Origin of the sequence: Algicola sagamiensis DSM 14643 (genome assembly GCF_000374485.1) — a bacterium.
Classification (GTDB): domain Bacteria; phylum Pseudomonadota; class Gammaproteobacteria; order Enterobacterales; family Alteromonadaceae; genus Algicola; species Algicola sagamiensis.
Genome location: NZ_KB894492.1, coordinates 415,073 through 431,961, shown reverse-complemented (window position 1 = coordinate 431,961; position 16,889 = coordinate 415,073). Strand labels below are relative to the sequence as shown.

15 protein-coding genes are annotated in these 16,889 nt (G+C 43.2%); 10 read left to right on the top strand and 5 right to left on the bottom strand.

Annotated elements, in window-relative coordinates; genetic code table 11:
- Positions 1–71: 71 nt before the first annotated feature.
- Positions 72–1,595 (bottom strand): DUF4785 family immunoglobulin-like domain-containing protein, encoded by a 1,524-nt coding sequence (locus C505_RS0105630; protein WP_018691617.1) that lies wholly within the window; start codon positions 1,593–1,595, stop codon positions 72–74.
- Entirely contained in the window at positions 1,592–2,467 is an 876-nt protein-coding gene (locus C505_RS0105625; RefSeq protein ID WP_018691616.1) for a hypothetical protein, read from the bottom strand. The genes C505_RS0105630 and C505_RS0105625 overlap by 4 nt, the downstream gene beginning before the upstream one ends.
- A gap of 557 nt (positions 2,468–3,024) precedes the next feature.
- Between C505_RS0105625 and C505_RS0105620 the strand changes: the two genes are divergently transcribed.
- Positions 3,025–4,530, top strand: coding sequence for an alkaline phosphatase (locus C505_RS0105620; RefSeq protein WP_018691615.1), 1,506 nt, complete (start codon positions 3,025–3,027; stop codon positions 4,528–4,530).
- Between the two features lie 13 nt (positions 4,531–4,543).
- Positions 4,544–6,124 (top strand): alkaline phosphatase, encoded by a 1,581-nt coding sequence (locus tag C505_RS0105615; protein WP_018691614.1) that lies wholly within the window; start codon positions 4,544–4,546, stop codon positions 6,122–6,124.
- Positions 6,125–6,184: 60 nt separating this feature from the next.
- On the opposite strand, the gene C505_RS0105610 is transcribed toward C505_RS0105615, so the two are convergent.
- On the bottom strand, positions 6,185–6,586 hold the full coding sequence (locus tag C505_RS0105610) for a Spy/CpxP family protein refolding chaperone (RefSeq protein WP_018691613.1): 402 nt from the start codon (positions 6,584–6,586) through the stop codon (positions 6,185–6,187).
- A 161-nt stretch (positions 6,587–6,747) separates the two neighbouring features.
- Here C505_RS0105610 and C505_RS0105605 point away from each other — a divergent pair, with 161 nt between their 5' ends.
- From C505_RS0105605 to C505_RS21540, 3 genes are all read left to right on the top strand, one after another.
- A complete protein-coding gene (locus tag C505_RS0105605) occupies positions 6,748–7,449 on the top strand; it encodes a response regulator transcription factor (protein WP_018691612.1) in 702 nt (233 codons plus the stop codon).
- Between the two features lie 71 nt (positions 7,450–7,520).
- Positions 7,521–8,855 carry an ATP-binding protein gene (locus tag C505_RS21545; RefSeq protein ID WP_157368823.1) on the top strand — a complete coding sequence of 445 codons (1,335 nt, stop codon included), beginning with the start codon at positions 7,521–7,523 and terminating at the stop codon, positions 8,853–8,855.
- 60 nt (positions 8,856–8,915) lie between these two features.
- Entirely contained in the window at positions 8,916–9,890 is a 975-nt protein-coding gene (locus C505_RS21540; RefSeq protein WP_018691610.1) for an alpha/beta fold hydrolase, read from the top strand.
- Here C505_RS21540 and C505_RS0105590 read toward each other — a convergent pair.
- Entirely contained in the window at positions 9,881–10,585 is a 705-nt protein-coding gene (locus C505_RS0105590) for a 2OG-Fe(II) oxygenase (RefSeq protein WP_018691609.1), read from the bottom strand. The genes C505_RS21540 and C505_RS0105590 overlap by 10 nt on opposite strands.
- A 270-nt stretch (positions 10,586–10,855) precedes the next feature.
- On the opposite strand from C505_RS0105590, the gene C505_RS0105580 reads away from it, so the two are divergent.
- From C505_RS0105580 to C505_RS0105565, 4 genes are all read left to right on the top strand, one after another.
- Complete coding sequence (locus C505_RS0105580; RefSeq protein WP_018691607.1) at positions 10,856–11,764, top strand: glutaminase; 909 nt, start codon at positions 10,856–10,858, stop codon at positions 11,762–11,764.
- A gap of 9 nt (positions 11,765–11,773) precedes the next feature.
- The gene (locus tag C505_RS0105575) at positions 11,774–12,169 is read left to right on the top strand and encodes an acyl-CoA thioesterase (RefSeq protein WP_018691606.1); all 396 of its coding nucleotides are present in this window, start codon (positions 11,774–11,776) and stop codon (positions 12,167–12,169) included.
- A gap of 207 nt (positions 12,170–12,376) precedes the next feature.
- The gene (gene erpA, locus C505_RS0105570) at positions 12,377–12,727 is read left to right on the top strand and encodes an iron-sulfur cluster insertion protein ErpA (RefSeq protein WP_018691605.1); all 351 of its coding nucleotides are present in this window, start codon (positions 12,377–12,379) and stop codon (positions 12,725–12,727) included.
- A 153-nt stretch (positions 12,728–12,880) separates the two neighbouring features.
- Positions 12,881–14,521 (top strand): lytic polysaccharide monooxygenase, encoded by a 1,641-nt coding sequence (locus C505_RS0105565; protein ID WP_018691604.1) that lies wholly within the window; start codon positions 12,881–12,883, stop codon positions 14,519–14,521.
- Positions 14,522–14,555: 34 nt separating this feature from the next.
- Here the strand turns inward: C505_RS0105565 and C505_RS0105560 are convergent, their stop codons facing one another.
- The gene (locus tag C505_RS0105560; protein ID WP_018691603.1) at positions 14,556–14,972 is read right to left on the bottom strand and encodes a BLUF domain-containing protein; all 417 of its coding nucleotides are present in this window, start codon (positions 14,970–14,972) and stop codon (positions 14,556–14,558) included.
- A 79-nt stretch (positions 14,973–15,051) separates the two neighbouring features.
- Between C505_RS0105560 and C505_RS0105555 the strand changes: the two genes are divergently transcribed.
- Positions 15,052–16,830, top strand: a complete 1,779-nt coding sequence (locus tag C505_RS0105555) for a sensor histidine kinase (protein ID WP_018691602.1) — start codon at positions 15,052–15,054, stop codon at positions 16,828–16,830.
- The last annotated feature ends 59 nt before the right edge of the window (positions 16,831–16,889 follow it).

Genomic DNA, 16,889 nt, shown 5'->3' with positions numbered 1-16,889 from the left:
TGCCGAAGAATACAAAGAAAGAGAGCACCATTTGGCGCTCTCTTTCGTATTCCATCTCATGACGGATTCTCTTACAAATCTCGCGTTTCCAACTTCGCCATATTGGTTTGGTCTTTTAAAATAACCTGCTTAATCAGATATGGCGGCTTAAATCCAGAAGCCTGAAGTAATGTGGAATCAAACGCAACGGGCATCACATGCTCACCCTGTAATAGGTCAGCTGCACTATGGGTGATCATAATCGGTTGTTCACCAGAGACATTTTGACCATATAAAGTCACCAAGACTTCAAAGCGACCTTGTTCGAAAACGTCTAAAGGAACTTCAGCACGCCAGTGACCATCTACATTTTGAAGCGTCGCTTGTCCCTGAAGCTGTGCTGTTTTCTTTGCTAAGGCAAATAACAACTTACCTTGCCGTTGGACGACATCCGCAACTTGCGACCTCTGACCATCTTGCATTTCTATATGATAATCAGCATTAACCTTTGTCTTGATCTTCAGTTCGTAAAGTCCATCTTTTGGCGAATAGACATATTCCGGAAGTGGAATTTCCCCCTCAATTTCATGATTTGCATTCACCTGGAATGTGACTTCCATTACGTCCCCAACTGGTGAAATCAATTCGGCATCAACTTCTTTTAAAGGGTGGTTCTCTTTAAATAACTGAGGAGACATAGACATCTTCGCTTGATTCACAATCCGTGCTTTTACATATATTTTTTCGCCTGAAACATAGGCATGCTTTGGTGAACTGATATCAAGTGAGATATCTGAATTTGGTTCGTCGACACTGATATATACTCTATCATTATCTTGAATATCAATGGATTCAGCATGTTTTAGAGCAGCAGTATGATGTCCTGGTATGCTTTCGACCACCTCTTCTTCATTCGACCTGTTGATGAATTGCGAGACTGATATTGTTTCATTCCCAGACTGTTTTTTCAGCCCAAAGTCCTTCACTTCATATCGTTCAGGAGATGGCGCAACATAACTATAACTACTACCTGTTCTCATCAATGCCTGTGGTGCTTGCTTTTCAACGACAATACGGACCTGAGCATCAGGGTCGACTTTGTTCAGGCGGATCCCTTTTTTCAATTCCAATCCCGTTTTGACGTCATAATAGCCAGTAGAAGTCGACTTATTTTCTTCTGGTGCGGAATCTATCGATTGTGTTAGTGCATAACTAAAGCTGGCAACATTATCTGGGTAGTTGATCGATACATCAGGCTCAGTCCCCGGGACTGTTTCATCAACACCTTGATCATTTTCATCTACTGGTGGTTCTGGCGTTTCACCATCAACTAGGCCGTCACCGTCTACTGGTGTTGTTGGCTCTGGTGTTGTTTCACCATTTCCAGTTTCGCCTTCTCCAGAGTCAGTCCCACTTGGCTCTATCGTTCCATTTGTCTGGGTCTCTGGATCCACTGGTGTTTGCACATCCTTATCAGGCACTGTTGATGTATCTTGTTGCTCAGTATTTTCTTGCTGAGCCTGTACCGATTGAGGTAAATTCTGCACTTCTGAGCTACCACCACACCCTACAAGTGCCAATGCAATCAAGGCCGCACATGTATTCAACTTATTCATAGCAGCACCTTCCGTACGTCATCTCGTAAGATTTTATCGAGTCCAAAACAACCTCTACGACTTTGATCGTGAGAAAGATGGTAATTCCAATCTGCTCGTTCTGTGTCCTCAAACCACAATTCACCAGCGGCTTTTTGACTAGAACAACTCAGGACTCCATCTGAACAACTTTCTTCAATAAAGTACTGTGCTCCTTCAAGCGCTATGTCCGTCCAGCTGTCACCGCAGTACCAAGTGCTTGTAGCACTCACATTAGTACCAACAATCACTCGAAAGGGAACTGGTAACTTTGGACGCCCACTTGTACCATATAACCATTCACGATTTAGGTATTGCATGGAACCTCGACGTTGCATCCGAGTTGCATTGTTGCGATTACCAACAGCCCAGCCGATTGCTTTTTTGAAAAAATTCCCGTCGATTGCATCATCTGCCAGTTTTGTTCCCAAGCTTGATGGTGCAATTGCAGTCACGTTTTTAATCCGACGAATTATTTTTGGGTAGCGTGAGTCATAGGTTGGATTTGAAAGGATCCAACGGAGCACATTTCCACCATTGGAGTGTGTAATCACATAGAGGCGTGTAATATTCTCTGACTCAATAAAAGCCATCATTGCACTTGTTACACAACCCACAGCATCTTGTTTCCACATATAGTTATCAAAGTTACAAAGTGGTGCAATCGAAGAAATATATCCTCCTTTTGTAACTTCTATTTGAGTAACTTTGGCAACAAAGTCATCGTACCAATATTCATCATTATCTGCTTTAGGATTTCCCGTCCCATGGACGAATACAACGCCCGGATTTGCAAAAGCCATCCATGGACCCAGCACGAATAGTGCAAGGATCACAGTTTTGAATTGACTCATTTAGACCACCCTGTTGTTAAATTCAATATCTTCCTTGGCTTGCGAGATTATGCATTCTACGCGCGTGCTCCCCAGCGCAGCCTGATGGTTTACTCACCTCTTCGTGTGATTTATTCGTAAACCAGGAGGTCGATATTGAAACCAGTAATTATTTTTTTGTTTGAAATTTTGTTGATTCATGAATTTTTATGACTCGGGTCGACTCTAATCGAAATTCAAAATGGTTGCAATGGATCCATATTTTTGTATCTTTTTCAAACACACAGGCTTTTATTTTAAGTACTTTTTGTCTATTAATTGAGGCCATTTTTCCATAAAAGGGTTGAGTTTTTGCTCTAATTAACTCCTCCAACCAGTTGAGTTTATTCTGCTTTTTGTCACAAGCTTGTCATATTACGGTCATGCTCTTGTCAAAATTAACCGCCATTATGCGTCGCCAAGAAAGCCTGTCACTTTCCTTATAAATCCTCAACTTGGCAAATGGCCGCCCGACCCAAGTTAGCATTTAAATTCATAATAATCGGCTAAAAAACCATGTAACTTACTGGAGCTAAATCATGAGACAACATGCGTTGGCAATTGCGCTGGGAATTACCTTCATCTCAGGGCACCTCTGTGCAGCACATTTGCCCGATCATCAACAAAGCGATACTTGGTATCAAAATGCACAAGCTGCGCTTGCTGAAAAATTAAAAGTGTCCACAACACCGGGAAAAGCCAAAAACGTGATTTTATTTGTTGGGGATGGTATGGGTATTTCTACGATAACAGCGATGCGTATTTACGCAGGCCAACAACAGCCAAATCATCAAGGCGGTGAAGAGTACCAGCTATCGTTTGAAAAGTTTCCACACTCGGCATTGGTCAAAACCTATAACACGAACCAACAAACGCCCGACTCAGCTGGAACGATGACAGCCATGGTAACTGGGGTCAAAACGAAAGCAGGTATGATTTCTGTGAATGCCAACAGTGAACGTGCAAACTGTTTAACATCCAAACGCAAACACCTCACCACTGCTTTGGAGTTGGCTGAAATGAAAGGGTTATCGACGGGGATTGTCACAACAGCACGACTGACCCATGCCACACCAGCCGCTGCGTATGCACACTCACCAGAGAGAAACTGGGAAAGCGATGCAGATTTACCAGAAGAAGCGAGCAAAAATGGCTGTAAAGATATTGCGGCACAGCTACTGGATTTTTCCTATGGCGATGGCATAGATGTCGCATTGGGTGGCGGACGCCGAAGCTTTCTACCGAAAGATGTACAAGACTCTGAAGGAAAAAATGGGAAGCGTAAAGACGGGCGTGATCTCACAAAAGAGTGGCAAGCAAAAGGAACTTATGTCTGGAATCAAGCCACTTTTGACCAAGTCGAATCGAGTAAAACGAATAAACTGCTTGGGCTTTTTGCGTCCTCACATATGCAATATGAAGCGGATCGCGCGAATGATAAAGGCAGTGAACCTTCTCTTGCTGAAATGACGAAAAAAGCAATTGAAATCCTAGAAAAAAATGACAAAGGCTACGTGCTGATTATCGAAAGTGGCCGTATCGATCATGGCCATCATGATGGAAATACTTACCGTGCACTCACTGATGGTGTCGCTTTCCACCAAGCGGTTAAAACAGCAATTCAAAGTACTGACGCCAAAGACACGCTTCTCATTGTGACAGCGGATCACAGCCATGTTTTTACACTCGCTGGTTACCCAAGACGTGGCAATCCGATTTTGGGACATGTTGAAGATCAAGATGGCAATAAGAAACTTGCAAAAGATGATCTGCCATATACAACAGCGGGCTATATGAATGGTCCTGGCGCACTGCATCGAGATAATAATGCCAATGGTCGTCGCGATCTCATGGATATCAACACGCAAGCAAAAGATTATAAACAGGAAGCTCTCATCCCAATGGATTATGAAACGCATGCAGCAGAAGATGTTGCAGTTCATGCCTCTGGACCTGGCGCGCATTTATTCCAAGGTGTAATTGAGCAGAATGTCATATTTCACGTCATCAACGAAGCTGCCCAACTCGGCGGCGAGACCTATTAAAATGGAGCTGAACATGAAACAACTTACACTGACTATCGCTTCTTGTCTCGCACTGACTTTAACTGCTTGCTCTGACGATAATGACAATACAAAGCAAACGGATACAAAAGTACCGCATCCAGAGGACATAAAGGGTGTCAACATTTGGTTTGATTCAGGTAAAGCTGAAATCATCGCAGCCAAGACAACCATGTCCAACAACGAAAAAGGTGCTGCAAAAAATGTCATCTTGTTTGTTGGGGATGGCATGGGCATTTCGACCGTGACTGCTGCACGTATTCTTCAAGGGCAAAACCAAGGAAAACTTGGCGAAGAAAACCTCTTATCTTTCGAAACGATGCCATTTGCAGGACTATCCAAGACTTATAATACCGATTACCAAACACCAGATTCAGCGGGAACCATGACCGCCATGATCACCGGTGTGAAAACAAGAAAAGGATTGGTCTCCATTCCAAGTAGTGTACCTCGTGGTAATTGTGCACAATCGAAGGATAAACACCTGACCTCTGCACTCGTACTCGCTGAGCAGTCTGGTATGGCTACGGGTGTTATATCAACGGCACGTTTGACGCATGCAACACCCGCTGCGACTTATGCAAATTCAGCGGATCGTGACTGGGAAAATGACGCCGAATTAACAGAAGAAGCAAAAACAAATGGTTGTAAAGATATTGCTTCGCAGCTTATTGATTTTCCATATGGTGATGGTATCGAAGTTGCATTGGGTGGCGGTCGTAGAAACTTTCTTCCAAAAACTGTCACCGATCAAGAGGGAGATCAAGGCAAGCGAGAAGATGGAAAGGACTTAACCGCAAAGTGGCTCAGTCAATATGAAAACGCTGCATATGTATGGAGTAAAGTTGGCTTTGATGCCATTAAACCTGAAACAACAGATCACTTACTCGGGCTTTTTGAAGACAGTCATATGGCGTATGAAGCAGACCGAGCAAACGACAAAGGTGGCGAACCATCACTCGCAGAAATGACGGACAAAGCAATTGATATCTTGAAAAAGGATAAAGACGGCTTCTTCTTAGTTGTTGAAGCAGGCCGAATTGATCATGGTCACCATGCTGGCAATGCTGCCCGAGCACTCCATGACACGATTGCGCTTTCTGACGCTGTCAAAGTCGCACTTGAGAAAACCAATGAAAAGGACACGCTTATCATCGCCACCGCTGATCACAGCCATGTGATGACCATCGGCGGTTATGCCACACGAGGCAACCCCATCCTTGGACTCGTCAAAGAAAACGATAAACAAGGGAACCCAAAAACCACTGCCAGCTTAGATAACAATGGACAGCCATACACAACGCTGGGCTATATGAATGGAAAAGGCTATCACGTAAAAGGGGACGATACGCGTCAGATTGGCCGCCAGGATCTAACCGATATTGATGTGACGCATCTCGATTACCATCAAGAGGCGCTCATCCCATTGAAATCAGAAACACATGCATCTGAAGATGTCGGGATCTATGCTTCTGGTCCAAGTGCCAGCCTTCTCACTGGCACGAACGAACAAAACGTCATATTTCATGTCATGAATCATGCTGCGAATTTAAAAGAACGAGTCACCGCAAGGTAAATCTCATCAAGCAAGCATCAGGAACATGCCTGATGCTTGCCCTTCTTATTGAAGATGAATTCAGTGTTTCTTGCGATGCCGTTCAGCAATTAAACCATTCCATTTCTCGCGTTGTTCAGGTGTCAGGATCTGCCATAGTGCATTCTCAAATTCAGCCCTTTTCATTGCTCGTTCCATTTTTTTCTGAAACAAGAGCTCATACTTTTGGCGAACAACAGCTGCATCAAACTGATCACGATGAACCAGCTGTTGGATCTCTTGTCTGATTTTACGAATATCCGCACCAGGCGCCTCTCCAGTCTTCGGCTTATGGGGACGCATCGCTTTCATTGATGCGCGTTGGGAATCGGTTAAAGAAAGTTGTTCTGCTAACCTATTTATAGGCGGTGCTTTTGCATTAGCGAATGCGGAAAAGCTCATCGTCAATAGAGAAACCAGCAAGCAAAGTGAAGACTTTTTCATAGACATAACCTCATGTGTCTCAGTAAAAATTGGATCTGGACACATCTGAGTGTAGTGCGAAAGATGCAAAGATAACTTAAGGTTTTGTAAAGTCTTTGTAAAAGTAATCACGGTGTATTTGAACTTGATATGATGACGATAAATAGCGAAGAGGGTTCATGATGCAATCGACATCGGTATTATTGATTGACGATGATGAAGACTTAACTGATCTTTTGAGTGAATATTTGACCTCGGAAGGACTTGAGATCACGATAAAAAATGATGGTGTCGAAGGGTTGAATGCCGCCATTCACGGTGAGCATCAATTGATCCTGCTGGATGTCATGCTTCCGGGGATGGACGGCTTTGAAGTATTAAAACAACTGCGCCAAAAGAAAATGACACCCGTCATCATGCTCACCGCTAAGGGCGATGATTTCGACCGAATCTTTGGCCTTGAATTAGGCGCAGATGACTACTTGCCAAAGCCATTTAATCATCGGGAGTTGCTCGCTCGCATCCGTGCGATGACACGTCGTATGGAACATCTTTCTACTGCTTCAATCAGTCCCAATTTAGCTCATAATGGTGTTCGCATTGTCGAGCGTACAAGGGAGATTTATTGCGAAGATAATTTGGTACCAGTCACTGGCACAGAGTTTCAAATGATGAAGGTTTTGCTTGAAAGCGTTGGTGAAATCGTTTCGAAAGATCAACTCAGTCAAGAAGCACTTGGCAGGAAGCTCAGCCCATTTGATCGCAGTATCGACATGCATGTCAGCAATATTCGCAAAAAGCTGGGTAAATTTACAAGGAATGAAAAAATTAAAACGGTGCGTGGCGTTGGTTACATTTTTTTACAGGGAGAAGCGGATCCGTGACGCTTCTCCTGTCCAAGCTGAATCCATTTAATTACCTTGTAGGAAAAATTTTCATTTTTTTCTGGCTGACAATGAGCAGTACCGTTGTGCTGACCTATGTCACCACTTATCATGACTTTTCACAAGCAGGTCCACAAGTTGCCGATTCGGTTGAACTCAGTCATCTGGATCAAGTAGAAAAACGCGTTTTCAGACTATCAAATCTGCATCCAAACCGCGTCCGCCGTTGGATTGGTCCCCCACGAAATGGAGACCATGCCATCCTATACGATCTCCAAAACAAGATGTGGTACGCCCCACCACACTTGATCCATCAATTTAAACATGAGCGGTTGAATGAAATGTTGAGCAGCCGTCAAAGTTATCGCTGGAATGAAGAGAAGTTTTTTGTGATTGGCCCAAAAAAAGCGACCTTCAATCAGCGAGAATACCTACTATTTATCATCAACCGTAAACCCCCGACGTTCTTCTTTCAGGTCAGTCGCCTCCCCCTTAAATTAAAGTTAATGATTGAACTGCTCACAACAGCACTCTTCAGTTATATACTGGCCTACTCCATCGCAAGACCAATCAAACAGCTCAGAACAACCAGCCACCACCTTGCCTGCGGCGACTTGACGTCAAGGGCACATAGTGTTGCAAAACGAAACGACGAGCTAGGACAACTTGGAAAGGATTTTAATTTTATGGCAGAACAAATTGAGCGTCTGATTTTATCGCATAAGCGACTCATGGGTGACATTTCCCATGAGCTTCGGTCACCTCTCACGCGTTTACAACTTGCTTTAGGTTTAGCACAAAGTGCTGAAGGAGAGGATGTTGAAAAATATTTTAAGCGAATCGAAAAAGAAGCCAATCAATTGGAAACCATGATTGCAGATGTACTCACTTTATCTAGGTTGAACAGTGAAACACAACATTTAGATATCGCTGAAATGCCGCTCAAAACCCTCGTCTCTCCGATACTGGAAGATGCCAAGTTTGAGGCCCATGCAGCCGGTAAAAAATTTATCTCTGGAGCAATCCCTGATGTGATGCTTTACGTCGATGCGCAGCTCATGGCCAGTGCCATCGAAAATGTGATCCGCAATGCTATCAAGTACACGCATGATGGCACAACAGTATCCATTGATTTTCAGTGTTTGGAATGTCAAAACCAGGAACGCCAATTAATGATTGCTGTTCAAGATAATGGCCCTGGAGTTCCGTCAGAACATCTAGATAAATTATTTGATGCTTTTTATCGGGTCAGTGACTCTAGGCAACGAAAGACTGGCGGTGCAGGATTGGGGCTTGCAATTACTTCAAAAGCGATTGAAATCCATCATGGCGCAATCACCGCAGATAACCTTCATCCGAATGGCTTAAAAATCACAATACATCTTCCGATTCATCTCATGGAGTAATTGAGCAATACGCATTGTAGAATTAGAATAGATGCATGTTCTATTCTCATCTAAAAATCCATGAGTTTTAAGAAGAAATATCAGGATCATATTCAGCCCTTTTGGCAAAAGCACCTCAACAGAGCAGAATTCAAAACAGCGGATGGGATAACCATTGCATTTGCACATATTCCATTTGAACCGAGCAATACACAGCCATGTCGTGGAACCTGTGTTGTCTCCCCTGGACGCATTGAGTGTTACGAAAAATATCAGGAGCTGGCTTATGAGCTGCATGCTCGTGGCTATCATGTGTATATCATTGACCACCGAGGCCAAGGCCATTCCAGCAGACTGCTTTCAAATTTGCACAAAGGCTATGTGAAGAAATTTCATGATTATGTGGACGATCTCCACCAGCTGATCACTGAGTTTGTTCAGCCGAACGCTTCTGGCCCCCTGTTGCTGCTTGGTCATTCGATGGGATCCGCCATTGGAATGCGCTATATGCAAACATATCCCGATGTCTTTTACAAAGCGATTCTCAATGCACCGATGTTTGGGATCCACACCGGTGCAATCCCCCAAGGTTTTGCGAAAGCTATGGTACAGCGTATGTGGGAGCTGGAACAAAAAATTGGTGAGGAAAGCTGGTACTTTTTAGGGCAAGTGAACTATCAATCGAAGCCATTCCAAGATAATCTTCTGACCCATGACCACGAACGTTATGCTTGGCTGAAGGAGCTTTACGAAGACAATCCGGCAATCCAACTTGGTGGTGTAACCGTACATTGGCTACTTCAGGCAATTCGTGCGATGGATCAAATTCTCATTCAAGCAAATGAAACATTACCTGAATTACTCATCCTGCAAGCCGAGCATGATCAAATCGTTGATAACGAAGCACAAAACCAGTTTTGTCAAAAACGTTTTGGAAGCCAATGGCAAGAACATCTGAAGCTCATCCCAAATGCCAGACATGAGATTTTCATCGAAACCGATAAAAAAAGAACCCTTGCCTGGCGTTATATGGATGCGTTCTTAGGTCACGATTGAGGCGCTCCGTATATTTGCTCTGCGCGCTGGAAAAGTACCCATGAAGTAACAATATATTTGTCATTGGAGACTGGAATACTACCCCGGTGAGTATGGGTGAAATAGGCTGGTGCAATCACCATACTCCCCGCTTTGGGTTTAATCGAACGCTGCTGATAAAAGAAATCGGTTTCACCACCCTCTTCGACATCATTGAGATAAAACATAAATAACAACGCACGATGCAAGGCTTCATTCTGGTTGAGTTCAGGATAAACCTCGCTATGCCAGTAAGGGTAACCTCCTTTTCCTTTATCGTACTTCTGAGCATTAATATAGCCGAGACGAAATAACTGCTGCATCAACACATGCGATTGCGGTTTGCCTACTTCGTCGTAGTTTTCCTGGGTAAGTTTAACGGGTTGGCCTGTTTTTGGATGATGAACTGTAAGTCCAAAGGGACCAATCAGTAAAAAATGATACTTAGTAAAGTACTCGGCCATCATCTGTCCTGTTACATGAGAGATATGTTGCAGTTCATTTGCAAACTCTTGGTGTTTATTGAGGTAAATATCTTTACTGAGCTTTTTCGATGTATCGACACCACCACCGGTAATGCCTTGCTCTTGATGCGGGCTTTTTTCAAATTTTCGAATAAAATCAGTGCAAAATTCAGGGCTTAGCGCGTTTTCATACACCTCGATAAAGTCGGTCATCCTGCTTCCATCCCATCAAAAGTTCAATACCGCATCTTGCCAAAAAGATGCAAGCTGTACCAGAAAAAACTGACAATCAAACATTTACTTCTCTGGTTGAAGATCAATCATTGATTCAGAGGATCATTCTTGTATAGAATGCCGCACTCGCAAAACTCACAATCTATCGCCATAGTTTTAGCGTGAATAGTTTTATCGTGATTAGTTTTATTTTGAAAATTTTTATCGTGATTGCGAAATTGTCATCCTGCTTGAAAAAAGAAGTGAAGCATGCAGCAAGTCTTAGACCGAATCCTTGAAGAAACCCGGAAACTCAACCCACCAGGGCAAGTTGCCGACTATATTCCTGCTTTACAGCGGGTCAATCCAGATCAAATCGCATTATCTGTCGCAACAGTCGATGGTCAACAGTTTTCCTCTGGGGATTGGGATACGCCTTTTTCAGTACAGAGCGTTACGAAAATCTATTCGTTAATCCTTGCGATGTTTCGTGAGGGTGATTCACTTTGGCAACGAGTAGGGATGGAGCCTTCTGGTCAAGCATTCAACTCGATAGTCCAATTGGAGTGGGAACATGGGATCCCACGGAACCCGTTCATCAACGCAGGTGCGATTGTCGTCAGCGATGTTTTGGTTGAACGTTACTCTGCCAGTCGCACTGCTTATTTATCTTTCGTCAGACAATTAGCGAATAATGACAAAATTCGTATCGATCGAGATGTTTATCAGTCCGAAAAAGAACATGGTCATAGAAATGCTGCGCTCGCTCATTTGATGAAGAGCTTCCATAACTTGCATTCCGATGTACCGACAGTATTGGATCAATACTTTTATCAGTGCTCTGTCGCAATGACAACTCAAGACCTCGCGCATTCATTTGCCTTTCTTGCGAACAAAGGCATTTGCCCATTTACCAAGAAAACAATTACCACGGTCAAACAAACAAGACAAATCAATGCATTACTGTCCACCAGTGGCATGTATGATCAATCCGGCACTTTTGCATTTGAAGTCGGTCTTCCAGCAAAAAGTGGCGTCGGCGGTGGTATTGTCGCGATTATCCCAAATCAGGGTGTCATTTGTGCCTGGAGTCCAAAGTTAAATGAGTATGGAAACTCAGCTGCAGGTATGATAATGATCAAGCAATTGGTTGAGTCACTGGGACTTAGCGTTTATTAGGACTCTGATATGTTTCAAGAAATCATTAAACCAAGGTTTGTCGAAACCGACGCGCTTGGTCATATCAACAACACGGTACTCCCTGTCTGGTTCGAAGCAGCAAGAACCCCGATTTTCCAAATTCTTCGCCCCGATTTGGCCCTAGAAAAATGGAATATGATCGTCGCAAGAATCGACGTCGACTTTCACGGTGAGTTGCATTATGGTGATGACGTTGAGTTACGCACCTATATCAAACGAATCGGCTCTTCTTCTTTCGACGTCTTTCAAGAAGCTTGGCAAGGTGGAGAAAAGCGCGCTTCAGGCACAACGGTTATGGTGCATTTTGATCATCAGAACAAATGCTCCGTCCCACTCAGTGACGAACATAAAGCAACAATGCAGGCACACTTATACCCTGCGTGATCATTGCTCCTTCATATCAACCTTATCGCTCTTTATACATCCTCTTGTGTATAAGTTGAGGCTGTTTTTGCTGTAAATAAACAGTCTTCGATTCCTCTGTCTGAAACATCACCTATTGCAGGAAGAGCCGAGGTGTTAGATAATTCACACAATCAGTACTTTGTTTTTTGTTATTGTACTGGTTCGATTGAATAAGTGAGGAGCAAGATGACTGAAGCCGTCCAACAGCAAATGCCTGTCGAATTTACGGATAAAGCTGCACTAAAAGTGAAGCAGTTAATCACTGAAGAAGAAAACGAAGCACTGAAGCTGCGTGTCTACATCACTGGAGGTGGTTGTTCAGGCTTTCAGTATGGTTTTACTTTTGATGAAAACGTCAACCCGGATGATCTGCAAATTGAAAAAGAAGGCGTGACAATGGTCGTTGATGCGATGAGCTTACAATATCTCGTCGGTGGTACTGTCGATTACCTTGAGGGACTTGAAGGCTCGCGTTTTGTGGTCAATAACCCCAATGCAACAACAACTTGCGGCTGTGGTTCTTCATTTAGCGTCTGATCTCGCCCTTTTCTTTTCGGGTGTTCTACTCTTGTGAACACCTGAATTAAACTTAAATTTAACTTTTACTTAACAATGCGTCATACTTAGTCTCGAGGTATGACAACGCTGTCTTTTACCTCCTTTTTCACTGACAACAAAAGGAGTTCAAAGATGAACCTGTATTTTCAACTTTGCTCACGCTTGATCATGTTTTTGTCGATCACGTTGAGTACACTTTTCCTGCTACTCGCCCCATCTCAAAGTATTGCGCATGGCTATGTCGCCTTCCCCAAAGCAAGACAAGCCTTTTGCCAACAAGATGGTGGTTACTGGTGGCCACAAGATGGGTCAGCGATCCCCAACTCAGCCTGCCGTGCTGCATTTATCAAATCAGGCACTTATCAGTTTGTACAATCAATCGAGTTTGCTGCATTGGTTGCCGACTATCATAATATGAACGCCGTGAAGGCGAAGATCCCAGATCAAACCTTGTGTGCAGGTGGCCATGCGAAGAAATCCGGTATAGATGTTCCACACGCGAACTGGCAAACAACACAAATCATTCTAGATAACGCCAATCAGTTTGAGTTACTGTTCTTCGCAGCAACGCCGCATAATCCAAGTTTTTGGCAAATTTACCTTTCTAAACCAGAATTTGATCCTTCGAGTGATCTGCTCCATTGGGATGATTTAGATTTAATTGCTGAACGCGCCGATCAACCAACGGTTACAATTGATGGTAATCCTTACTACCGATTCAAGGTCAAAATCCCACAAAACAGGCAAGGCCGAGCAGTCCTTTATACGCGCTGGCAAAGAAACGATCCAGCGGGAGAAGGCTTCTATAACTGTAGTGACATTGTACTTGAAGATAACGTCACAGAGCCAACATGGCACCAACTCGCCCCAATGATTCAACCAGGACTATCCGCCAAAGCAGGAGAAGAGGTCTGGGCACGAGCCTTCGATCACAAAGGGGATGAACAAATGATCCAAAAAGTCCGCATCGATCAAGATAACGAAACTGACTTTATTTGGGCTGATACACTGGCACAGCAAATCAATCAAACATCCGATACGATTCAAGTCGGAGAATTAAACGCTCAAGGAACCATTGATTATAACGCAAGAAACCGACTCACGAATCGTGTTTATTCGAAGCATAAAAAGATGACATTTCGTTTAGATGTGCGTCAGCCCACAGACAATATGCCACCAAAAATCATCAATTTTTCAGAAAAGATCAACGTATTGAGTGGTCAAACTGCCACAATCCAAGTCGAAGCAACCGACGTCGATCAAGATCCATTATCATTCGAATGGTCTTTTCCAAAAGGGTTTTTCGTTCATCCTGAGGGTGGAAAGGAAGTGCAAATTACCGCACCTGCCCTTTCCCAAAGCCAAGCTTTTCATTACAATCTATCAGTCAGTGATGGACAATCGATCACAAAAGCGGATGGACAAATCATTGTGCAAAAAAGCACATTAGATTGTATTCAAACAGATCCAAATGCAGATCATTATCCTACTTGGGTGAATGGAAAAGCCTATCAAGAAGTCGATCGTGTCAACCATCAACAACTCATCTGGGCAGCAAAGTACTGGACCAAGGCTGAGCCTAGCTTTACCGCAGAGAGTTGGCAACTGAAGAGTCAAATCCAACAACCTTGGAAGCGCGAAGCATCATACCCAGAAAAATCGATAGTCCACTATCAAGATCGAAAGTGGCAAAACCAGTGGTGGTCAAAAGGGGATCAACCAGGGGAGACAAATGTTTGGGTTGATCAAGGTGCTTCACCTTGTAAACCATAAACCAAATACCGCTCGCAACATACACCGTGAGCGGTTATATATTGTCCTGATGTTGAGCAAGCTGCTTTAAAATTTCTAAACCCTGTTCTGGATGAATATTGTCTGGCTCAAATTGGGTCAGATTGAGTTTATTCAATAATGATTCAAATGTTGGAGAACTCCCCGCATAACCCATTTGCCAGTCTTGAAACATCGGACGTTCAATATACTCATATTGGCTAATCACGATGTCATCATGTCTAGGATCATCAACAATATCCAAATAAAGTTGATTGACGGTTTCTCTCTCCCCTTCCAAGGACTGTAGAAAGTACTGATTGTCATAGCACAGCATGCCACACAGCCCCAGCTTTTGATTATTTGTTCTGGCAATAGTCAAAATGTCTTTTAAATCAGCAAGTGTCATCGTACGTGTCGCACGGCTAAAATAAGTTAAACGAACAAGCTTCATTATAAAAACCCGTTTCAGGTACACTTTATTGAAGGATAGTTGATAATAAAAGGATAAGAAATCGGCCGGAACAAGTCCTATGCTCACACTTCATATTCTCAATTTTAGCCAGTCACCCGAGAAGATCGTCGAATATATACCATCACAGCACCCTATCACACAGGTTGATCAGGTGAAACCGCTGAAGAAACAACTCCGCCGTGATGATACATACATGCTATTGATGGATCTCGATTGTTCCCAAACCGAAATAAAATCACTCATTGGCTATATCAGAGAAGGGCTTGCGAACCCCGTGATGGGGATCTTGCTTTATGGATCCAATGCAGTCAATCAGGACATCTCGGACTGTTTAGCTTTAGGGGCTGATCTTTGGCTTGATCTTTCATCTGTTGAACCACCAATCATACAAACGCAAGTCGAGCGCTTCATTAATAAGATACAGATCAATCATCAAGCACTCGTTCAAAGTCAGTTGCAAACCAACCTCCTTGTTTCCGTGACCCAGTTTTCTGAAAGCCGATCCCCTATGCAAGAACTGATAGCGGCATTTTCACAATCTCTTCATTCATTTTGTCATGCTCATGCAACTGTGGTTGTTCAAAGTGATGCCAATGAAACATGCTTGGTAAACCATACGATTGCCTTTCCTCTCCCATTCCCCGAACCTGTCCAAACAGCAGTCACAACCTACGCCAGTAAGTCATTCAAGTATCAGACACCAGATATTGATCTTTTTTCAGATGAAACGAGCCCTCCGCATATCGCTGAGCACCTTCGCACGAATATTGGTGCCTCCCTCGCTTTTCCGCTTGTCATTTACGGAAAAAACCTTTGTTCAATCCTTTGTTTTATTGATGAGAACAAAATGGGAAATATCACGGTAGAAAATATTTCAGTCATGAAAGATGCGGCAAAACAATTGCGTGTATTGATGGAGCGTCGATATTCCGAAAACCGTCTGAAGTCTCAATATCAACGCCTTAAATCAACACTATCAGAGCTGGAGATGACCAAAGATCACCTGATCCATGTTGAGAAGATGGCATCTGTTGGGAAGATGGCAGCGGGGATAGCACATGAAATTAATAATCCTCTTTCTTACGTCCTCAGCAACTTCAGTCCTTTGGATGAATATATTGATACCATGGTTCAGATGCTGCAACTCCATGATCAACTCATGTCCTCACTCAAATCGATACCTTCCTCAGACATGCATGAACAAATTAAGAAAAATATTGAAAGCTTTCAAAAAGAAAGTGACATTGATTTTATCTATGAGGATATTCGTGCCATCGTCAATGATTCTCGAGAAGGGTTATTACGTGTGAGAGATATTATTAGCGATCTCAGTAAATTTTCTCGCAAAGTACCACTTGAGTCTGCTTCCTTTGACTTATTTGAGCTTGTTGATGAAACGCTTCGTATTTTGAAATACGAGCTGCAAGATGCCTGTCAGGTCCAAGTTGATGTTGAGAAAGATGTCGAAATCATTGCTCATCGTGGGTTCGTTCAGCAAATACTGACAAATTTACTCAAAAATGCAGCACAGGTACTCAAAGAGCTCGACAAGCCCATTGATGAGAGGACGATTGAGATCCAGCTTCAGCAGGATAAAGCGTATTACCGTTTGTTCGTTATTGATAATGGACCAGGGATGCCTGCATCAATCATGAAGCAGATTTTTGATCCATTTTTTACCACGAAGAAAATTGGCAAAGGCGTCGGCCTTGGTCTATCCGTCTGTTACGACCTTGCCATCAAAATGGGAGGAACATTGACTGTCGAATCAGAGGAAAACACATCGACGCATTTCTGTTTATCGTTACCCTTAGACCCCAACCAACAAAAAGAGTGACTTTTTTGAATACAAAATTAATGCTATTTTCCTATAACTGTGTTAAGTATATATTTTGT